The organism is Streptomyces sp. SAJ15 (assembly GCF_007595705.1).
Classification (GTDB): Bacteria; Actinomycetota; Actinomycetes; order Streptomycetales; family Streptomycetaceae; genus Streptomyces.
In genome coordinates this window covers 661,716-683,279 of the sequence record NZ_NISY01000003.1, presented here as the reverse complement: position 1 = coordinate 683,279, position 21,564 = coordinate 661,716, and the positions used below count along the sequence as shown (strand labels likewise).

At 75.1% G+C, this 21,564-nt stretch carries 13 protein-coding genes; 10 read left to right on the top strand and 3 right to left on the bottom strand.

Going from position 1 to position 21,564, the window contains the following annotated elements; translation table 11 throughout:
• The first annotated feature begins 79 nt into the window (after positions 1-79).
• A complete protein-coding gene (locus tag CD790_RS13170) occupies positions 80-805 on the top strand; it encodes a TetR/AcrR family transcriptional regulator (protein WP_144383337.1) in 726 nt (241 codons plus the stop codon).
• Positions 806-1,376: 571 nt separating this feature from the next.
• Positions 1,377-3,452 carry a sigma-70 family RNA polymerase sigma factor gene (locus tag CD790_RS13165; protein WP_399217431.1) on the top strand — a complete coding sequence of 692 codons (2,076 nt, stop codon included), beginning with the start codon at positions 1,377-1,379 and terminating at the stop codon, positions 3,450-3,452.
• Positions 3,453-3,802: 350 nt separating this feature from the next.
• Here CD790_RS13165 and CD790_RS13160 read toward each other — a convergent pair whose 3' ends face one another.
• Together CD790_RS13160 and CD790_RS13155 are read right to left on the bottom strand one after the other, a co-directional pair.
• A complete protein-coding gene (locus CD790_RS13160; RefSeq protein ID WP_144383335.1) occupies positions 3,803-7,333 on the bottom strand; it encodes a BTAD domain-containing putative transcriptional regulator in 3,531 nt (1,176 codons plus the stop codon).
• Positions 7,334-7,733: 400 nt separating this feature from the next.
• The gene (locus CD790_RS13155) at positions 7,734-9,827 is read right to left on the bottom strand and encodes an asparagine synthase-related protein (protein WP_144383334.1); all 2,094 of its coding nucleotides are present in this window, start codon (positions 9,825-9,827) and stop codon (positions 7,734-7,736) included.
• 759 nt (positions 9,828-10,586) lie between these two features.
• On the opposite strand from CD790_RS13155, the gene CD790_RS13150 reads away from it, so the two are divergent.
• From CD790_RS13150 to CD790_RS13120, 8 genes are all read left to right on the top strand, one after another.
• Positions 10,587-12,017 (top strand): MFS transporter, encoded by a 1,431-nt coding sequence (locus CD790_RS13150; protein WP_144383333.1) that lies wholly within the window; start codon positions 10,587-10,589, stop codon positions 12,015-12,017.
• A gap of 332 nt (positions 12,018-12,349) precedes the next feature.
• The gene (gene lhgO / locus CD790_RS13145; protein WP_144383332.1) at positions 12,350-13,783 is read left to right on the top strand and encodes an L-2-hydroxyglutarate oxidase; all 1,434 of its coding nucleotides are present in this window, start codon (positions 12,350-12,352) and stop codon (positions 13,781-13,783) included.
• A 339-nt stretch (positions 13,784-14,122) separates the two neighbouring features.
• Positions 14,123-14,944 (top strand): tRNA (guanosine(46)-N7)-methyltransferase TrmB, encoded by an 822-nt coding sequence (gene trmB, locus CD790_RS13140; RefSeq protein ID WP_399217427.1) that lies wholly within the window; start codon positions 14,123-14,125, stop codon positions 14,942-14,944.
• 223 nt (positions 14,945-15,167) lie between these two features.
• Entirely contained in the window at positions 15,168-16,724 is a 1,557-nt protein-coding gene (locus CD790_RS13135) for a PrsW family intramembrane metalloprotease (RefSeq protein WP_144383331.1), read from the top strand.
• A 78-nt stretch (positions 16,725-16,802) separates the two neighbouring features.
• Positions 16,803-17,360, top strand: coding sequence for a SigE family RNA polymerase sigma factor (locus CD790_RS13130; RefSeq protein WP_144383330.1), 558 nt, complete (start codon positions 16,803-16,805; stop codon positions 17,358-17,360).
• A complete protein-coding gene (locus CD790_RS34570) occupies positions 17,353-18,207 on the top strand; it encodes a hypothetical protein (protein WP_186318993.1) in 855 nt (284 codons plus the stop codon). Before CD790_RS13130 ends, CD790_RS34570 begins: the two co-directional genes overlap by 8 nt.
• A gap of 65 nt (positions 18,208-18,272) precedes the next feature.
• Positions 18,273-19,490: an Ig-like domain-containing protein gene (locus CD790_RS34565; protein WP_186318992.1), complete on the top strand. Its 1,218-nt coding sequence runs from the start codon at positions 18,273-18,275 to the stop codon at positions 19,488-19,490.
• A 124-nt stretch (positions 19,491-19,614) separates the two neighbouring features.
• Positions 19,615-19,920 carry a hypothetical protein gene (locus CD790_RS13120; protein ID WP_144383328.1) on the top strand — a complete coding sequence of 102 codons (306 nt, stop codon included), beginning with the start codon at positions 19,615-19,617 and terminating at the stop codon, positions 19,918-19,920.
• A 290-nt stretch (positions 19,921-20,210) separates the two neighbouring features.
• On the opposite strand, the gene CD790_RS13115 is transcribed toward CD790_RS13120, so the two are convergent.
• A complete protein-coding gene (locus tag CD790_RS13115; protein ID WP_260867521.1) occupies positions 20,211-21,563 on the bottom strand; it encodes a M23 family metallopeptidase in 1,353 nt (450 codons plus the stop codon).
• Position 21,564: the final 1 nt, after the last annotated feature.

Below are 21,564 nucleotides of genomic sequence, written 5' to 3'. Positions count from 1 at the left end.
TTCGTCGGGGTGTTGAGACCGCCTCGACGGTCAGGGCGGGGAGTCTCCGGGGGGAGACATCATTACCGGGGGATTACATATGCACATTCAGGGTTCTCATTGGTCGACGGCCATCGCTGCGTCGTCGGACGGGAACGGCGGCCGTAGCACTCCTCTCCGTGTCGACGCGCAGCGCAACCTGGAGCACGTCCTGCGCGCGGCCCGTGAAGTGTTCGGCGAGCTGGGGTACGGCGCGCCGATGGAGGACGTGGCCCGTCGCGCCCGCGTCGGGGTGGGCACCGTCTACCGCCGCTTTCCCAGCAAGGACGTGCTGGTCCGACGCATAGCCGAGGAGGAGACGGCCCGGCTGACCGACCAGGCGCGGGCCGCCTTGGGTCAGGAGAACGAGCCGTGGTCGGCGCTCTCCCGTTTTCTGCGCACCTCGGTGGCGTCCGGCGCTGGCAGGCTGCTGCCGCCGCAGGTGCTGCGGGTGGGCGTGGACGTGGAGGCGGAGGAGGCCCGGGTGCCGCACCAGCGGCAGCCGGGATCGGGCGGCCAGCCGGAGCTGCGCCTGGTCGAACAGCGGACCGCGGTGCAGGACGAGCGGGACGACGCGGGGGTCGCCGCGCTGCTGGACGTCGTGGGCCAGCTCGTGGAGCGGGCACGGTCGGCGGGTCAGCTCCGCGCGGATGTGACGGTCGCGGACGTTCTGCTGGTGATCGCGACGGCTGCCCCGTCGCTGCCGGACGCGGCACAGCAGGCGGCGGCCTCCGCACGGCTGCTGGACATCCTGCTGGACGGTCTGCGGTCGCGGCCCACGGCCTGACCATGAAGTGAGGACGTTCGCTCGTACGCGGAAGACGCGTTCACCGAGTCTTCCCCGTACGAGTGAACGGTAGTGCTGGCATACGCCCTTTCGCCCCGGACGGGTGGTTGCCCGGACCGCGCGGGGAGCACGGCTCGACGGCTGTGGCACGCTTGCCCGGTACTAGCCCGGTTTTTCGGGCGTGTCGGCCGGTTCGGGAGCTTCCCTTATGCGTGGTGGCGGGTGGGATGACCCACATGGCGGCGAGTGGACCGCCGACCCCGAAACGGGCGGCTCCCCAGCGGGCGACGCCGTGGCGGGTGACGCGGCGTCGGGCGGTGTGGAGCCGACGAGCGCGGGTTCTGACGGTGCCGATCCTGACGGCGCGACATCGGGCGGGACGACATCGGGCGGGACGGGTTCTGACGGCGCGGGTTCACGCCGGGAGGGCGCGGCGGGCGTGGACTCGGCCGGCGTGGACTCCGGCGGCAATGACTCCGGCGGCCGTCGTGGGCGCGGACGTCATGCGCGCCGCAAGGCCGGCGGTCCCGAGATCCGTCGTGCCCTCGCACACGGCGCTCCCGCTCCCCAGGTGCCCCAGCAGCGGGAACCGCTGAGCGGCGGCGGTGGCCTCGGCCGCGCCGGCGGTTCCGGTTCTCCGGCGGGCGTCGGTGGGCGACCGGGTCCCGGCGCCGACTCCGGCCCCTGGGACGCTACGGGACCGGAGCCGGGGACGGGCTCGTCGGGCGACGCGGGATCGACACCGCGGCCCGGTCCGTCGCCCGACCCCGTGGCGTCCGACGTCGAGCTGGTCGCGCGGCTGCGCGACGGCGACGACGACGCGTACGAGGAGCTGTACCGGCGTCACGCCGACGCGGTGCGCCGCTACGCCCGGACCTGTTGCCGCGACGCGTACACCGCCGACGATCTGACGGCCGAGGTGTTCGCCCGCACGCTCCAGGCGGTGCGCGGTGGCGCCGGACCGGAGACCGCGGTCCGCGCCTATCTGCTCACCACGGTGCGGCGGGTCGCCGCCGCATGGGGGAAGTCGGCCAAACGGGAGCAGTTGGTCGAGGACTTCGCGACCTTCGCCGCCGAGGCCGCCCGGCCCGCCGCCACGGCCGACACCCATGACCTGGGCGCGGACGTCAGGGCGATGCACCAGGCCGAACAGTCCATGGCCGTGCGGGCCTTCCGCAGCCTGCCGGAGCGCTACCAGACCGTGCTCTGGCACACCACGGTCGAGGAGGAGTCGCCGCGCGAGGTGGCCCCGCTGCTGGGGCTGTCGGACAACGCCACCGCGGTGCTGGCGCACCGGGCGCGGGAGAAGCTCAAGCAGGCCTACCTCCAGGCGCATGTGAGCAGCGCGCTGACCGAGGGCGGCGACTGCGCGCGCTTCGCCGACCGGCTGGGCGCCTACGCGCGCGGCGGCCTGCGCTCGCGCGCCGAGCTCGGCCTGCGCAAACACCTGGACCACTGCGCGCGGTGCCGCATGGCCGCGCTGGAGGTCGCGGACGTCAACGCGCGACTGCGCGCCGTGCTGCCCGTCGCCGTCGTCGGCTGGTTCGCCGCCGACTTCTCGCTCAAGGCAGCGGGGGTGGTGGCGGGAGCCGCCGGTGCGGGTGCGGGCGCTGCAGCCGGCGCGAGCTCCGGGGCGGGTGCGGGCGCCGGGGCGGGCACGGCCGGCTCTGGTGCGGGCGCGGCGGCCGGTGCGGGCGCCGGTGCCGGAAGCGGGGGTGGAGCGGGAGCCGGCGTCGTCGAGGGGCTCGGTGCCGTGGCGAAGCTCGGCATCGCGGCCGGCGTGGTCGTCGTGGCCGCCGCCACGGCTCTGGCGCTGACCTCGGGGGACGGCGACAAGAAGACCACGGCCGGGCCGGTCGCGCCCGCCGCTCCGGAGCTGCCGGGGCCGGCGACGCCCGAGCCCAGTCCGTCGAAGTCCGCGGGGCCGAAGGCGGGGCCGGCCCATGCCGCGACGCCGCCCGCCGACCGTCGGACCCCGTCGGCCGGCGCGTCCCCTCAGCCCACTCCTTCCGCTTCGGAGAAGACGCCGACGCCTCGTCCCACGCCGCCCGGGCCGACGCCGTCCGCCCCCTCCGAGCCGCGGCCCAGCCCCACGCCGACGTCCTCCCCGACCCGTACCCCCGCCCCGACGCCGACGCCGACCAGCCCGGCGCCGTCGCCGACCCCATCCCCCACCCGGACACCCACGCCCGAACCTGAGCCCGAGCCTCCCACGTCCTATCCGCTCAGCCAGTTGCGGTTCGCACGCTTCGGGGATGGCACGAAACCGGAGATCCGGGGCCGCGAGAGCACCTGGCTCTGGCAGCGGCGGGGCATGTCCATCGGCGGTGAGCGGTACGGGCACGGGGTGACCGTGCACGCCGCCTCGTCGGTGACCATCGATCTCAACCGGCCCTGCTCCGCATACGACGCCGTCGTCGGCATCGACGACACGATGCTGGGGCTCGGCGCCGCCCGGTTCTCCGTCTACGCGGACGGGGAGCGGCTGTGGCGGTCCGGGGTGGTGCGCGGCGGCGATCCGGCCGAGCCGGTCCATGTGCCCCTCTCCGGTCGCTCCACCATCCGCCTGGTGGTCGAGTCGCACGGGCCGCCCGGGCACGGCCTGGCGCTGGCCGACTGGGCGGAGTCCCGGATCAGCTGCTCTTAGCCCGCGCCTCCTGGGGCTCCGGGCGCCGGGGCTCCCAGTCCTGCGCCCCTGGCCCTTCGAAGAATCCGCGGTCGGGGCGGGGGCCTCCAGGTCTCGCGCTCCCCTCGGGCTTCCAGCCCAGAGCATCACCGCGCGCGGTGGGGAAGCCGCGGCTCCCAGCCGACGGCGCGCAGCGGGGGTGACGGGTGGGCGCGGCTCCGACGACAGGCCACGGCCCGCCGCCCGCGCGTGACGGCTGACTCGCGGGCGTGGGCCCCGGTGCGGGCCCTCGCGACCCGCGAGCCGCAACCCTCGGCCCGCCATCCACGATCGGCGGTCGGCGTGGCCATCCGTAGGTCGCCGCCGCGCCGTTACGGCCGCTCGCCGTCCTCCAGCCCACGGAGCAGGGCTATGCACTCCTCCACCGACAGTCCTCGGCTGTCGCCGCGCAGCGCCTCGAACGCCGCCTCTCCCAGCGCCGCGCGTCCGGTCCGCTCGACCATCGCGGCATCGCGCTGGAGCGCCCCGGAGCGGGGCAGCTCGCCGCGCCAGCCGTCGGCCGCCCCCAGCATCCGCGCCGCGAGCGCGTGCTTCCCCAGACTCGCCAGCACATAGCCGGCGGTCTCCGCCTGCGACGCGAGCACCACTTCCGTACTGCTCGATTCGAGGCCGCTGCGAAGCGCGGAGCGGATCTTCGAGAGCGCCCCGCGCAGATCGCCCTCGCTCGCCGTGATGCGGGCGTCCAGACTCTCGACCAGGACCCAGAACTGCGGGGGCGGGCTGGCCTGGAGCCCGACGCCCCGGGCCTGCTCGATCAGCGTCCTGGCCGCCGCCACATTGTCGTTGAGCAGCTCGATCAGGGCTCGCAGCGCACGGTTGAAGGCGCGCGCGTCCCGTACCCCGTAGCGCTCCGCCTCCTCCTCAGAGCGGTCCAGCAGCTTCACCGCCCCTTCCAGATCCCCCTCGTGACAGGCGAGATCGGCCAGTCGGGTGATCAGGAAGGGCGTCTCGGTGTGGGCGCCGAGCTCGCGCGCGAGTCGTAGGGCCTCCTCATAGGATCCGCGCGCCTCGGCGTACCGGCCGTACGCCGTCGCCATCTCGCCGTTCGCGCCCTCGACCTGGGCGAGTATCCAGCGGTCGCCGACCAGCCTGCTGAGCTCGCGGAGCTCCCCCCAGTCGTTCTTGGCCCGCGTGACGCCACCGGGCAGGTCGATGGCGATGTGGGTGCGGAACATCAGCAGCACGCCGAGGGCCCAGTCGCCACCGTGCACCCGGCAGTTGGCCACGGCCGTGTCGATCAGCGGGGCCACACCCCGGAGGCCGTGGACGAGAAAGGCCGCGAAGGGCCACATCAGGCCCGGGAACCGGGCGGCGCGCGGACCGGGGTTGCCTCCGTAGGCCTTGCGGATGCGCTCGGCTCCGGCCAGCGCCTTCTCGCTCCGCAGTTCGTGCTCGACGCGCTGTTCCGCGAGCAGGAAGTAGCGGAGGAGTTCGAGGTCGAGCCGGTCCCAGAAGTGCGCCTCGCCCTCGTCCGCTCCGCCCTCGTCCGTACCCGCGGCGGCCAGCAGCTCGGAGGTGCGGGCGACCCATGAGGCGCCCTCGTCCCGGTAGTTGCGCAGCCACCAGAACCAGCCCATGTCGAAGACGATCGCCAGCGCCGCGTCGACGTCCGGCGCGAGGAGCGCCCGGTGCAGGGCGGCGCGGATGTTGTCCATGTCGCTCTCCACACGGCGCAGCCACGGCAGCTGCTCAGCCGAGCGAAGACGGGGCTCCGCGGTGTGGAGGAAGGCGCGGACGTGGGAGATGTGGCGGCGGACGGCGGCGGTGCGGTCGCGCCGGGCGGCGGGGTGCTCGGCGGCGCGCTCGCTCACGTACTCGTGGATGGTCTCCAACATCCCGTACCGGGCCTCGCCCGGGTCACCGCCGATGCCCTGGGGATAGCCGACCACCAGCAGCGACTTGTCGACCAGGGCGCCGAGCACATCGAGGATCTCCTCGCGCCGGACCCGCACGCCGGGCGCCTCCGGGTCGGAGTCCGGGTCGGGGCCCGGGTCAGGGTCCCGGACGGGCTCCGGGGAGGGGTCCTGGGCGGGGTCCTGAGCGCGGGTGAGCCGCTCGGGGCCGGTGCGGTCGACCGTGGCGGGCTCGCCCATGGACCGGGCGGGGGCGACGGCGGGCTCGGCCGCCCCGAAGGCCCCGCCGGGGGCGTCCTCGTCGGCGCAGACCGCTTCGGCCGCGGGCAGGTCGCAGCCGCCCGCGAAGACCGACAGCCGGCGCAGCACGGTGCGCTCGCGCTCGTCCAGCAGCTCCCAGGACCAGTCCACGACCGCGCGCAGCGTCTGCTGGCGCGGCAGCACCGTACGACTGCCGCTGGTCAGCAGCCGGAACCGGTCGTCCAGTCGGTCCGCGATCTGTCGCGGGGTCAAGAGCCGTAGTCGGGCAGCCGCCAACTCGATCGCCAGCGGCAGCCCGTCCAACCGCCGACAGATCTCGGCGACGGCGGCCTCGGTCTCCGGGTCGCTCGCGGGGTCGAATCCGGGGCGCACGGCGGCGGCGCGCTCGGCGAAGAGCTGGTGGGCGGGGGCGGGACGCAGCGGCTCCACGGGGCGCACGGTCTCCCCGGGCACCCCGAGCGGCTCGCGACTGGTGGCCAGCACGGTGACGCCCGGGCAGTGCGCGAGCAGCGCCTCGGCGAGTCGGGCGGCGGCGTCGATGACGTGCTCGCAGTTGTCGAGGAGGAGCAGCAGGCGGCGCTGGGCGCAGTGTTCGATGAGCCGCGCGGTCGGGTCGGCGCCCTCCAGGCCGCTCGTGCGGCCCTCGAGTCCCGAGGCGAGGAGGGTGGTGTCGCGGCGGCCGATCGCGCTCAGGACGGCGCCGGGCACGGCACGCGGGTCGTCGAGCGGGGCGAGCTCGGCGGCCCAGACGCCGTCGGGGTAGTCGTCGCCCGCAAGAGTGGCGGCAGTCTCCTCCGAGAGCCGGGTCTTGCCGGAGCCGCCGGGGCCGGTGAGGGTGACCAGTCGGGCGCCGTCGAGCTCCGTCCGGAGGGCACGGACCTCGCGCTGGCGGCCGATGAAGCTGGTCAGCCGGGCGCGCAGGTTTCCGGGGGCCGCCGAGCGCGGCGGCGTCGCGAGCGCCGCGGGGGCGGGGGCGGCCGCGGCGGGCGGAGCGGCCGGGTCGATGCCGTTCAGCAGTTGCTGGTGCAGCGCCTGGAGCTCCGCGCCGGGGTCCGCGCCGAGGTGGTGGGCCAGGGACCGGCGCGCGTCCTCGTAGGCGGCGAGGGCGTCGGCCGACCGGCCGGCGGCGCGCAGCGCCCGGATCAGCTGCGCGTGGAACGGCTCGTCCAGCGGATGGCCGGCGACGAGCTCGCGCAGCTCGGGCACGACCTCCACGGCCCGTCCGAGCGCGAGATCCGCCGCCACCCGCTGGTGCAGCGCGGTCAGCCGCAGGGCCTCGGGGCGGGCGGCGGCCGCCTCCCGGTCGGGGAGGTCGGCGAGGGCCGGCCCGCGCCACAGGGCGAGCGCCGCGCGAAGCGTGACGGCGGCGGTGTCCGCGTCTCCGGCGTCCAGGGCGCGACCGCCCTCGTCGACGAGGCGCTCGAAGCGGAAGAGGTCGATATCGTCGGCGGTGGCGTCGAGGCGGTAGCCGCCGAGGGCGGAGCGGACGGCCTCCTTGCCGATGGCCCGGCGCAGCCGGCCGACCAGCGCCTGGAGGGCCGCGGGGGCGTCGTGCGGGGGATCGTCGCCCCACACCTCGTCGATGAGCACGTCGACCGGGGTGGCGGCGGGACGCGGGGCCCGCAGCGCGAGCGCGGCCAGCAGTGCCCGCAGCCGCGCGCCGCCGAGCGGCACGGGCTGTCCATGACTGTCGCGCGCCTCTGTGGCGCCGAGGATGAGATACCGCACGGTGGTCATTGTCTCCGGTCACGGGAGGAAGCGCCGGGGCCTGTGGACAACCCCTGTGCGTTCCACCACGGCGGTGGTCGGTGTGGCAGGGGATGAGACGGGAGGCGCGGGGCGCGGAAGGGACGTGCGGTTCGGGGACTTGGAGGTTCGGGGACGTGCGGGCGCGGGCACTTGCAGGTTCGGGGATGTGCAAGCTCGGGGACGTGTCGGGTTTGCGGCGGGGATGGCGCACGCGGGCGGCCTCGAGGCCGTGCGCCGCGGCGTGGCCACGCCGGTCCGGCTCGGACCGGCGTACCCGCGCCCGGTGCGACCCGGGCTCATCGGCTGTCGCTCTCACGCCGGGCCCGGCGGCCGGCGCACCCCGGCGACGCCCCGGGGACGACCGCAGCCACTTCGGCGCTCACAGACTGGGGCGGGGGACCACGCCGCCGGCGACCGCACGCTGTCGCGGCGCGGCCGTCCCGGTCCAGCAGGTGCCGCGTCGGGCCAACAGCCGCCGCAGCCACAGCTCGGTGGAGACCAGCTCGGCCAGGCCGTCCAACGGCAGTCGCTCGCCTTCGGCGGCCGCCCGCAGGGCCTTCCGCACGACACGCGCCTCCACCAGGCCGGCGTCGGCCAGCAGCGGGGCGCGGAAGAGGTCGACCAGTTCGCCGACGGAGGCGGTGAGTCCGGCCCGTACGGCCGCGTTGTGGGAGGCGTGGGAGGTGGCGCCCCAGCCGGTGGGGAGTTCACGGATGCCGGCACCGGCGAGGACGGCGCGCAAGACCGCGGCACGCGCCCCCGGTTGCACACGGAGGGCCTCGGGGAGCGCGCGGCAGGCGCGTACGACCTGGTTGTCGAGGAACGGCGCGTGGAGGCGCTGGCTGCGCACCTCGGCGGCCTGTTCGAGCACCCGGTGGTCGGCGGCGTGGCGGGCGAGCGCCGCGTCGGCCCGCCGCTCGCCGGGGCGGCGCAGCGTACCGGGACGGGCTGCCGCCGCCTCCAGACGAACCGATACTTCCGCCAGGGCCTCACCCGTCAGCCAGCGCGCGGCCGGACCGGGTCTGCACCAGGTGAGCGCGGCGAGCGAGGCGGCGACGGCGTCCGCGCCGCCCGCCGGACCGTGGTCGCCCGCGACGCGGCGCTCCAACAGGCGGTGTGCGGCCGCCTGGACGCCTTCCCGGTAGGGCGTGCGGGCCAACCGGCGTGCCGCGCGGTAGACGGTGAACGGCACGACGAAGGAGTAGGCGGTGGTGCCGTCGGCGCGCGCCAAGGCGGTGGCGGGGCGCAGGAGATGTCGGCGGCGCCGGTCGAGCAGCAGGTCGGCCAGGCGGGCCGGGTGCGCGTCGATGACCTGGCGCGCGCCGTGCCCGACGAGGTGGTCCGCGCTGCCCGCCGCCAACCGGCGGCGGTGGCGCTCGGCGAGGATCAGCGAGGGCCCGGGCTCGTCGGTGAGCGGTCCGCCGCCGAGGGCGGCGTACGGCAGCGCCTCGGTGCCCGCGGCCACGACCACATGGTGCAACCGCGGGTTGGCGGCGATCGCGCGGGCGCGCTCCAGCTCGGCCTCGCGGGCCCGCCCGCCGCCCGCGTCCGGCACCAGGTCGTTGAAGGTGACGGCGAGCAGCCGCTCGCCGGCCTCGGTGCCGTGGCCCAGCATCCCCGGCATCCCCGGCAGCCCGGCGGCCAGCAACGCCAGCGTGCCGGAGGCGCTGCCGCCGGAGAGGTCGGCGCCCACGCCGGGGGCGGGCACGCCCCGCGCGGCCCGCCGGTCCGCGGGGCCCATGCCGGGCACCGGGCCGGGATCCAGGCGGACGTCGACATGAGGGGCGTGGCGCGGGGCGGCCAGCCTCGCGCGGACCGCGTCGACGAGGGCGTCACGTACGCCGTCGACCGCCTTGTCCGCGTCGAGTTGGGGCGCGGCCACGGCGAGCGAGGCGATGGGCTCGTAGCCGACGATGTCGCGGATGCCCTCCCGCAGAATCAGCGCGTGCCCTGGAGGCACCCGGCGCACGCCGGCGTACGGCGTGCCGTCGCCGACGGCCTCCGGTGAGTCGGGGCACGCCAGGAGGGCGGCGAGATGGCTGACGTCGAGCTGCGCCTCGATGAGGTCGGCCAGCGGAAGGGCGGCCGTGGCGTAGGCGGTGCCGTCCGCCCAGGGGGCGTGGAAGACCGGGCGGGCCCCGGCCAGGTCGCCGACCACGGTGACGCGACGGCCGACCTGGGTGACGGCGGTGTAGCTGCCGGGCCAGGCGGTCAGATGGCGCAGCGCGCCGCCCCGCGCGGCGAACAGCCCGACGCGCAGTTCCTCGTCGCTCGCCGCGCAGCAGCCGAGGACGGCGAGCCGGGTGAACGGGTCGGCCTGGACGACGCGTACCTCGTCCGGGCGCCAGTCACCGACCGCCCACAGGGGATCCGGGTCGGCCCACAGGAGCTGGGCGCCCACCGGCTGCACCGCGCCGCCATCGGCCGCGGCGGCCCCCGAGGCGGTACTGCTCCACCCCACCAACCACCGCATCGCCGCCTCCACAGGCTGTGGACAACCAAGAAGTAGCAGCCATCATGCACAGCACGTCGACGATTTCGGCATCCATCCGGGCAACACTCGGTCAACAACGTCAACGACGCCCCAGCGGACCCGCGCTCTGACGCGCGCGCCGCGCGGGGCGGTTCATGGCGCGCTTCCCGCTCCCGCCGTTCTCTCCGCCGGCGCACGACGGCGCTCCCGCTGGGGCCCATGCTGCCACGAGTGGCCCGCGCGAGAGCCCGCGTCCGCGGCCGCGCGCAAGGATGCGAATGTCATCAGAGGTGATGACTCGGTGGTGACACAAGGGGCTTCCGCGCCGGGCCTCCCCCTCCCCGGCCCGCCGCGGAGCCCGGCCTCGATGAGCGTCATTCGGCCAATCTGCCGAGGCGCTCGCCATGGGCTTGCGGTGGCCCAACGCCACAGTCCGGGAGGCGCGTTCGCCTCCCGGACCGTTCCGCCGCCCGCGGGGAATGAGGCGGCGGCGTCCCCCAGCCCACTGGCTCCAGTGCAGCGGGCCGACCCACGCACCACCCATGGAAACGCTCCCGTGAGAGACCAGGCAGAGCGCACACACGGGCGCACAGCCACACACACCGGGAGCACACGCCCCGCGCCGCACGCCCGTTCGTACAAGAATCTCGCCATCCGGGACACCACCTCTTAACGGTCGGGATGCGGCGAACTACGCTGGGTTTACGAATGCCCCGTGCCTATGCCGGGGCGGCCGTCGGTGCTGTTCGAGGGGTGCGCATGTCCAGGGAGCCACGCGGGCCGAACGAGAAGCTCGGCACCGTTCTCGCCCTCGCGGGGATCAGCAATGCCGGGCTCGCGCGCAGGGTCAACGACCTCGGCGCCCAACGGGGCCTGACACTTCGTTATGACAAGACGTCGGTGGCCAGGTGGGTGTCGAAGGGCATGGTCCCGCAGGGCGCCGCGCCTCATCTCATCGCCGCCGCCATCGGCTCCAAGCTGGGTCGCCCGGTGCCGCTGCACGAGATCGGCCTCGCCGACGCCGACCCCGCGCCCGAGGTCGGCCTCGCCTTCCCGCGCGACATAGGCCAGGCCGTGCGCAGCGCCACCGAGCTCTACCGGCTGGATCTGGCCGGACGCCGCGGCGGGGGCGGCATCTGGCAGAGCCTGGCCGGATCGTTCGCAGTAAGCGCGTACGCCACCCCTGCCTCACGATGGCTGATATCCCCCGCCGACAGCTCCGTCGCGCGGGAGCCCAAAGAGGCCGAGGTCCACAGCGCGGACGGCTTACCCCAGCGGGTGGGCCACAGCGACGTCACCAAGTTGCGGGAGGCGGCCGAGGACGCGCGCCGCTGGGACTCCAAGTACGGCGGCGGCGACTGGCGTTCGTCCATGGTTCCCGAGTGTCTACGGGTCGACGCCGCGCCCCTGCTGCTCGGCTCCTACAGCGACGAGGTCGGCCGCGCCCTGTTCGGCGCCACCGCCGAACTGACCCGGCTGGCCGGGTGGATGGCCTTCGACACCGGGCAGCAGGAGGCCGCGCAGCGCTACTACATCCAGGCGCTGCGGCTGGCCCGCGCGGCGGCCGATGTGCCGCTGGGCGGCTATGTGCTGGCGTCGATGAGCCTGCAGGCCACCTACCGGGGCTTCGCGGACGAGGGCGTGGACCTCGCCCAGGCCGCCCTGGAGCGCAACCGCGGTCTGGCCACCGCCCGGACGATGAGTTTCTTCCGCCTCGTGGAGGCCCGCGCCCAGGCCAAGGCCGGCGACGGACCGGCCTGTGGGGCCGCGCTCAAGGCAGCGGAGGGGTGGCTTGAGCGCGCCCGCGCGGGCGATCCGGACCCGTCGTGGTTGGACTTCTACAGCCAGGAGCGGTTCGCCGCCGACGCCGCCGAGTGCTACCGCGACCTGCGCCTCCCCCGTCAGGTGCGGCGCTTCACGGAGCAGGCGCTGGCCCGGCCCACCGAGGAGTTCGTCCGCTCACACGGGCTGCGGCTGGTGGTGTCGGCCGTCGCCGAGCTGGAGTCCGGCAACCTGGACGCGGCGTGCGCGCAGGGCACCCGCGCGGTCGAGGTCGCCGGCCGCATCTCCTCGGCGCGCACCACCGAGTACGTGCGCGATCTGCTGCACCGGCTCGAGCCCTACGGGGACGAGCCGCGGGTGATGGAGCTGCGGGAGCGGGCGCGGCCGCTGCTGGTCGCTCCGGCATGATCGTCCTCCGCGTCGACCGGGCGCCCTCGGCGCGTCGACCGTGTGCGTCCGGCGCGCGGGGACGACCGTCGCCCCATGTCCGCCGGGGACCGTACGCGCTCGGCGACCGCGCCCGCCCGTCGCCTCGGGGTGGCCGACCGCCACCTCGGCCGGGCGCACCCGAGGTGATCACCCGACGTGGATCAACGGCGTAGGGGGTGATCACCGATAGGCGTGATCTCCCGCGAGGGGCGTGATCTCGTCCTGTTCGGGCCCGTTGTCAGTGGGGCGGGTCATGATAGTGATCGTCGGGGAGCGGTTGAGCGGCGAGGCGCGGGGGGAGGTGTGGTGGTGTGACGGCGTTGGACTGCGATGTGCTGGTGATCGGGGGCGGGATCGTCGGCCTGTCGACCGCGTATGCGCTGACGCGGGCCGCCCCGGGCATCGACGTGGTGGTGCTGGAGAAGGAGGCGGGCCCCGCCCGCCACCAGACCGGCCGCAACAGCGGCGTCATCCACAGCGGCATCTACTACCGGCCGGACTCGCTGAAGGCGCGGTTCGCGGTGCGGGGTGCCGCGGAGATGGTGAGGTTCTGCGCCGAGCACGCCATCCCGCACGAGGTGACCGGCAAGCTCATCGTCGCGACGGAGCGGGCCGAGCTGCCCCGACTCCACGCCCTCGTGCAGCGCGGCCGGGAGAACGGCATTCCGGTGCGCGAGCTGGGCCCCGCCCAGATCACCGAGTACGAACCCCATGTGCGCGGCCTCGCCGCCATCCATGTCGGCACCACCGGTGTCTGCGACTTCGCGGCCGTGGCCGCCCGGCTCGCCGAGCTGGCCCAGGAGGCGGGCGCCTCGGTGCGGTACGGGGCGGAGGTGCGCACCATCGGACGCCGCACGAGGAGCGGCGGCGTCCGGGCGCGGAGCGGCGCGACACCGCCGGCAGGCGGCGCCACCGTCCGAAGCGGCGCCTCCGGGGGTGACTACGCGGCGGTGGACGACGGCCCGACGGGCTCGGCCGCCCCACGGCGGGCCGCGGTCGACGAATCGGCCGTGGCCGTGCTCGACGGGCGGACGGGCGGGGGCTTCGACACCCGCGCGGGATCGACCGCTCGGGGCGCCGCGGCGGTCGCCGTGCGCACGACCGACGGGACGGTGCTGCGCGCCCGGATGCTGGTCAACTGCGCGGGGCTGCACTGCGACCACATCGCCCGGCTGGCCGGGGACGACCCGCGCATGCGGATCGTCCCCTTCCGCGGCGAGTACTACGCGCTGTCGCCGTCCCGCGCCCACCTCGTGCGCGGCCTCGTCTACCCCGTTCCGGATCCCGCCTTCCCCTTCCTGGGCGTGCATCTGACCCGCGGCGTCGACGGCGGCGTCCACATCGGGCCCAATGCCGTCCCGGCCCTGGCCAGGGAGGGGTACGCCTGGCATACGGTGCGCCCGCGCGAGCTGGCCGAGACGCTCGCCTACCCGGGCTCGTGGCGGATAGCCCGCCGCCACTGGCGCTACGGGGCGGGCGAGCTCCAGCGCTCCCTGTCCAAGGCCGCCTTCACGACCGCGGTCCGCCGGCTGCTTCCCGAGGTGACGGCGGACGATCTGACGCCGGCCCCCGCGGGGGTCCGCGCCCAGGCGGTGCTGCGGGACGGGACGCTCGTGGACGACTTCCTCATCGCCGAGTCCCCCCGCATGGTCCATGTGCTGAACGCCCCCTCTCCCGCGGCCACCGCCTCGCTCCCCATCGGCCGCGAGGTGGCCCGGCGGGTCCTGGCGGCGCTGGCGGCCTGAGCGGCGCCCGGGACGAGCCACGGGGCCGGGAACGGCCGCGCTAGGGGCGAACCGCGCCCGGGGCGAACCATGCGCGCCTGCGGCGGGCCAGTCCTGCGGCGGGCCGTACCCCGGTATCCGCCGTGCCCGGGGGCCGGCCGTGCCCGGGGGGCCATGCCTGCGGCGGGGCGTGTCCGCGGCGGGGCGTGTCCGGTCCTGCGGCGGGCCGACCGTACCGGCCTCGTCGCCCCGACACCGCCGCCGGGCAGGGCATGCGTGCCTGGGGTCCCGCTCCCGGTCTGCCGCGGCCTCGGTCGGCCGACCGAGGGCCGTGTCGGCCGACCGTAGAATCGAAACACTGTGTCCGAGAATCACACCGCCGCCGACCAGACCGCCGCCGATCCCAGCGCCGCTGTTCCCAGCGTGCCGCGCGGAGCGCGCGACCGCAGCCAGCCGATGTTCCCCGGCGGCCCCGTCGCGGACCCCGCGGGCTCGCACCATGAGCGGCGCATCCGCTCCTTCCGCCCCCGGCGCAGCCGCGTCACCCCGGGGCAGGGCGACGCCCTGCGCCGTCTGTGGCCGCAGTGGGGCCTCGACATCGACGGGCTGGAACCGCTTGACCTCGGTCAACTGTTCGGCGACCCCCAGTTGCCCGTCGTCCTCGAGATCGGCTTCGGCATGGGCGAGGCCACCGCGCAGATGGCCGCCGCGGACCCCGGGACCGGCATACTCGCGACCGACGTCCACACCCCCGGCCAGGGGAACCTGCTCGCGCTCGCGGAGCGGAACGGGCTGTCCAACATCCGGGTCGCCAACGGCGACGCGATCATCCTCCTCCGCGAGATGCTGCGGCCCGTCACGCTCTCCGGCATGCGGGTCTACTTCCCCGACCCGTGGCCCAAGAAGCGCCACCACAAGCGTCGCCTGATCCAGCCCGAGTTCGTCGCGCTCGCCGCCACCCGCCTCAAGCCCGGCGCCCTGCTGCACTGCGCGACCGACTGGGAGCCGTACGCCGAGCAGATGCTGGAGGTGCTCACCGCCAGCCCGGACTTCGAGAACACCCAGCCCGACGGCGGCTACACGCCACGCCCCGACTTCCGGCCGCTGACGAAGTTCGAGGGCCAGGGCCTGGACAAGGGCCATGTCGTCCACGACCTGATCTTCCGTCGTACGTCGGACTGACGGGCCCGGCCCCAGACCCCGACACCCCAGGCTCCGAACTCGGGTCCGGAGCTCGGGCCCCGACCTCCACCGCGTCGGCCGGCCGACACACGGCCGGCCGACGTACGGTCGATCCGTCTGGGGCCCGTCCGTCACCCGGTCGCCCGAGGCGGCATGAGGAGACCGGTGTCTGCCGGGGATAATCCACGAGTCCCCCACTCTCCCTCCTGGTTAGGGTCATCGAGTGCATCAACCCGCGTCCCCACAGCAGCCGCAGCAGCCCTGGCAGCCCGCCCCGCCGGTCCCGGCGTACGCGCGGCAGCCACACGGGGCCGTCGGACCAGGGGGCGCGGGCTGGGGCGGTCCACCGCGCCAGACGCGCTGGGCCGCGCTGTGGGGCAACAAGGCGCTCCGGGCGACCGGACTCGTCGTCCTCCTCGCCCTCTCCGGGCTGGTCATCCTGGCGCTCGTCCGGGAGCAGACCGGTACCAAGGGCTTCCTGGTGGGTCTGGGGCTGGCCACCCTGCCCGTGCCGCTGCTCCTCGCGGCCTTCCGCTGGGCGGGCCGCGTGGAGCCGAAGCCCTGGCGGAACCTGGCCTTCGCCTTCGCCTGGGGCGCCTGCGCGGCGACGCTGGTCGCGCTGATAGCCAACGGCTTCGCGACCCAGTGGCTGACCACGACCATCGTCGAGTCATCCCCCGACGACGAGGCGGACGCCGACGCGTGGGGCGCCACCTTCGTCGCCCCGGTCGTGGAGGAGAGCGCCAAGGCCGCCGCCGTACTGCTGCTCTTCCTCTTCCGGCGACGCGACTTCAACGGGATCGTGGACGGCGTCGTCGTCGCCGGCGTCACGGCGACCGGCTTCGCCTTCACCGAGAACATCCTCTACCTGGGCACCGCGTTCGTCAGCGACCAGGAGTTCGGCTACTCGGGGCTGCGCTCGACCACGGCCGCGACCTTCTTCATACGCGCGGTGATGTCGCCCTTCGCCCACCCCCTGTTCACCGCCATGACCGGAGTGGGCTTCGGGCTGGCGGCCGTGGCGACCCAGCGGCAGCGCGCCCGCCGGATCCTCATACCGATCGCCGCGCTGCTCGCCGCGATGGTCCTCCACGGCGTCTGGAACGGCTCCGCGACCTTCGGCGGCTACGGCTTCCTCGCCGTCTACGCCCTGTTCATGGTCCCCCTCTTCGGCCTGCTGACCTGGCTCACCATCTGGTCGCGCGGCAATGAGCTGGGCGCCGTCGGCGCCCAGCTCACCACCTACCAGGCCGCCGGCTGGCTCACCCCGCCCGAGCCGCCCGCCCTGTCCTCCATGCGGGCCCGTGGCATCGCCCGCGACCTCGCCCGCCGCTCCCGGGGCCCGGCGGCGGCCCGCACGGTCGGCGAGTACATCGCCTACGCGACCTCCCTGGCCCTGCTCCGCCAGCGCGCGCACCGCGGCCTCGCGGACCCCGACTTCTCCGCCCGCGAACGGGAGCTCCTCCAACAGCTCTGGCAGCGCAGGGAGGTCGCCCAGCCCGCGCTGGCGCACGCGGCGCTCTCGGTGCGCCCGCCGCGACCGCCGCGGCCGCCGATGCCACAGCCCATGCCGATGCCCTTCGCCCAGGCCATGCCCCCGGCCACGCCGGGGCCCTATGGCCAGCCCCACACCCAGCCCATGCCGACGCCCCACGCCGAGACTCAGGCGTCGGCGCCCGCGCCACACCGGCAGCCGCCGTACGGCCCCTGGAGCGCCCAGCCGTACGGCCCGTACGGCCCGTACGGCGCCCCCGGACAGCCTCCGCAAAGTCATCTGTAACCTTTCGCGGCCATCGGACGTGCTCATTAAGGGAGGGACAAGCACGACCAGCGGGGCACGGGGGCCATCGGGGGGCACATGTCAGCACAATCCGACTTCGACCAGTTCTACGCGGCCACGGCCAAACGGCTCGTCGCGGCGGTCTATGCCGCCACCGGCGACCTGTCCGAGGCCGAGGACGCGGTGCAGGAGGCGTATGCCCGTGCCTGGCAGCGCTGGGACCGGCTCACCAGGGACGGCGACCCGACACCGTGGGTGCGCACCGTCGCCCTGCGGCTGGCCGTCAGCTCCTGGCGCCGGGCCCGCAACCGGATGCGGGCTCACCTCCGGCACGGCCCTCCGGCCGACGTGCCCGGCCTCGCCCCGGACCGGGTCGCGTTGGTCGACGCACTGCGCGGGCTGAAGCCCGACCAGCGCACCGTCGTCGTCCTGCACCACCTGCTCGACCTGCCCATCGAGCAGGTGGCCCGTGAGACGGGCCTCTCCGAGGGCGCCGTGCGGACCCGCCTCAGCCGTGCCCGCAAGGCGCTGGGCCGCCGTCTGACCGACTCCGACCACCCCGCGCCCCTCCCTCCGGCCCCCACCCCCGCCCCCGCCTCAGCCCGCTCCCCGAAGGAGGTGCCCACCCATGGCTGACCTGGATGAGCGGCTTCGGGAGATAGCGCGCGCCGCCGAGCCCTCCATACGCCTCGCGGGCCCGGAGGCCGTGCGTGCCCGGGGCCGCCGGCGCACGATCCGCACGCGTGCGGTGACCGCCGTCTCCGCGGTGCTCGCGGCCGTCGCGCTCGCGATCGGCTCATGGCAGCTCCTCCCCGGCGACGACCCGACCCGCACCCTGCCGGCGGGCCCACCACCCTCCGGCCGTACCGAATCGCCGGCTCCGGACATCGCCGTCGAGGCGCTGCTCCGCCCCACGGCGCTGCCCTTCGACGCGGCGGCCCGGTGGAAGACGGTCCGCACCACCGACCGGCTCGACTCACCGCTCCTCGACCTCGAAGCCGGCTGCCGGCTGACCGGTCTGGACGGCGACGCGCACCCGCTCCCGGCGGCCCAGCGCGCCCGCGTCTTCCAGGGCCGCCAGGCCAAGGAGACCGCACGGCACACGATCAACGCCTACCGGACCGAGCGGGACGCCGTCCGGGTGTTCAACTCGCTGCAGGAGGTGCTGCGGACCCGCTGCGGGCTCGTCAGGGTGGGCCGCCCGTTCTCCGCGGACTACCCCGGCTCGGTGCGGAAGCCCACGGTCCGGGTCTATGGCTCGGAGTCCGACGGCTCGGGCGGAGACCGCCAGGTCTCGCTGATGCGCTCCGGCACGGAGGTCGCCATCGTGCAGGTCGACGGCCTGGGCGTGTTCGGCGCGTCCTACGTCGACATGGTCGCCACCCACTGCATGTCCCTGTCCCTCTGGCGGCTGCACCCCGACATGACGCCCCCGCCGCCGCAGTACAAGAGCAACCCGGAGGGGGCGGAGCAGCGTTGCTGACCGACCGTCCCTCCGACCACCCCCACCACTTCGCCAACCGTCACGACCGTCCCAAGAGGTCCTCTGTGCGATCCATACGTCCCATACGCCACCACCTCCGCCTGCTCGCGGTGTCCTCTCTGGCCCTGGCCTCGCTGGTGGCCTGCCAGTCCTCCTCCGGCTCGGACGGGAAGGGCGGCGCCTCGGTCGACCCGGCCGACGCCAAGCCCGCCCGCATCACCGTGACGCCGGGCAGCGACGGCCCGGCGGTGGCCCCCGACGGCAGCGTCAAGGTCGACGTGGCCGGCGGCACCCTGACCAAGGTCCAGGTCACGCCCGACCCGAGCAGCACCGACGCGGTCGCGGTGACGGGCTCCTGGTCCGACGCCAAGAAGAGCTGGCGCTCCACCCGCACCATGTCCCCGGGGGCCTCCTACGCCGTCCTGGCCACCGCGACCAACGCGGCCGGCGAGGTCACCACCCACCGTTCGGCCTTCCGCACCCGTGCGGCCAAGGTCTTCAACGGCGTCTCCGTCACCCCGTCCAACAACAAGGTCGTCGGCGCCGGCCAGCCGGTGTCCATCGCCTTCGACCACCCGGTGAAGAACAAGGCGGCGGTCGAGCGCCAGCTCTCCGTCAGCACCTCCCCCAAGACGGAGGGCTCCTGGGGCTGGACCCGCGACCCGCTCACCGGCATCGAGCGCGTCGACTGGCGCCCCAAGAGCTACTGGGCCAAGGGCACCAAGGTGACCCTCCGCGCCAAGCTCAGCGGCGTCGACACGGGCGAGGGGCGCTACCTCCGCCGCGACGTCTCCAGCACCTTCACCGTCGGCACCCTCCGCGTCGCCAAGGCCGACCTGAAGCAGCACACCATGACCGTCTACGAGGACGGCAAGAAGGTCGACACCATCCCGGTCTCCGCCGGCTCCACGGACTACCCCACCTGGAACGGCACCATGGTCGTCCTCGGCAAGGCCCCCATGGTCAACATGACCAGCGAGTCGGTGAACATAGCCGACCCCTACAACAAGGACGTCCCCTGGGCGGTCCACCTGACCACCTCCGGCACCTACGCCCACGCCGCCCCCTGGAACGAGGGCAAGGGCTACTTCGGCCGCGTCAACATGAGCCACGGCTGCATAGGCATGTCGGAAGCGGACGGCAAGAGCTTCTACGACCGCGCCACCCCCGGCGACATCATCGAGGTCACCGGCTCTACTCGGGAGACCGTCGCCACCGGCAACGGCTACGGCGACTGGAACCTCTCCTACGAGGAGTGGAAGAAGCTCAGCGCCCTCGACTGAGCCCACACTCCGCTCTCCCGGGACCGGGGCGGGACTGTGACCGGCCCATGGGGCGGTCGGGACGACCGATGTTGTCGAATGGGTCCCAAGAGGATCCGGATCGGCGCATGTGGAAGGTGTGGCTATGGCTGGGGTTCCGGCAGGCGTGGTGGCCGCGGGCGGTCTCGTGGGCGGCTACGGGGTCGCCCGGTGGACGAAGAGGCGACCGCTGGGCGGTGTGGTGCTGGCCGCGGCGGGGGTCGCGGCAACGCGGGGCTGGAAGGAGCGGGGCGGTGCCGGAACCGCGGCGGCCCTGAGCGGGCTGTATGTGGCCGCCTTCGCGGGCTCCCACCCGCTGGCCAAGAAGATCGGCGCCTGGCCGGCCGTCGCCGCCGTGGCGGGCGGGGTCGCCCTCGCCTCCTGGGCGGCCGCCGACCGCCGCGCCGGCTGAGCACAGTCGACACCCCGCGCCCCGTGGCTCTGTGACGGGGCCCGGTGACCCCTCGGCCCGTGGTGCCACAGGGGTCGCCCGGTCGCCGTCGCGGCGCCCGCCGTATCCGGGCTCCCGAGAGCGTCGGGAACGAACCGGCGGCCCTGGCGTCAAGGGGGGAGAGAGAACCAGAGCCGCCGGCGTATCGGAGCTGTGGGGGGAGGGGCCCCGGCCTCGGGGTCAGGCCGGCGTGCTCGTGCGTGTCGTGCTCACGGACGTCGTGCTCGCAGATGTGGTCACGACTGCCGTGGTCACGGGTTCAGCCCGTGCTGGCGCAGCCACGCCAGGGGGTCGACCGGGGACCCGCCACCCGGGCGGACCTCCAGGTGGAGGTGCGGGCCGGTCACGTTGCCGGTGGCGCCGACGCGGCCGATGACGTCTCCGGTGGACACCGTGCCCGAGGTCTTGACCATGGACGACAGGTGGCAGTACCAGATCTCGGTGCCGTCGGCGAGGGTGAGGACGATGCGGTAGCCGTAGGCGCCGGCCCAGCCGGCGGAGGTGATCGTGCCCCCGTGGACCGCCTTGACCGGGGTGCCGGTGGGGGCGGCGAAGTCCTGCCCCGTGTGGTCGGCGGACCAGAGGTCGCCGGCCTGGCCGAAGGTCGAGGTGAGGGTGTAGGAGGCGACCGGGAGGGCGTACGCGCCGGCGCTGGTACCGCTGCCGCCTCCAGAGCCGGATTCCGACCCCGCGTCCGCCTCAGCCTCGGCCTCGGCCTCCGCTTCGGCCTTCGCCTTGGCCGCGGCCTCCGCCTTCCGCTCGGCCTCGGCCTCGGCCTTGCGTGCGGCCTCCTCCGCCTTGCGCTCGGCCTCGGCCTCGGCGGCCTTCTGCGCCTTGTCTGCCTCGGCCTGGGCCGCGGCCGCCTTGGCGGCCTGCTCGGCGGCGGCTCGCGCGGCGGCCTCGCGCTGGGCGTCGTCGGCCGCGTTCTGCTGATGCTCGGCCTGCTGCATGATGCGGGCGCGCAGCGCCTCGCCGGCGTCGGTGGCGCCGTTCGCCGCGTCCTCGGCGGTCAGGCCGGCCGTGGAGAGCGGGGCGGCGGCCGCGGGCGCCCCCGGTCCGGAGGCGACGTCGGCGCCCGGGCCGACCACGTCGGAGACGAGCCGCGGGGCACCGGACAGCTCCCTCGCCTCCGGGAGCACGCCCTGCACCTCGTCGGCGACCTGGCCCAGGTCGGGCATGGAGATCGGCGGATTGGGGCGGTCCTTGGCGGTCGCCATGCCGCCCGCGCCCACCGCCGCGATGACACCGACGCCGAGCACCGCGCCGCTGCGGGCCATGCCGCCGCCGCGCTGCTTGACCACCCGGTGCCGGCCGCGGACCGGGGCTATGGAGTCCGCCGTGGGGTTCCACTCCTCCCCGTCCTCGTCCTCGGGCCCGAAGGCGTCGTGCGGAGGGGCCGCGACGGGGCCAGCGATGGTGGGGGCGCCGGCTGTGGCGGGGCCCGAGGCCATCGCGGAGACGGCCGAGGGGACAGCGCGAGCGGGGGCCATGGCCGAGGTCGGGGCACCACCCGGGCCGGGAAGGAGACCCGGGCCGTAGGGGGCGCCGGAGACGCCGGAGGGGCTGTACGGCGCCTCGTCGAAGGCAGACCTGTTGGACGCCACG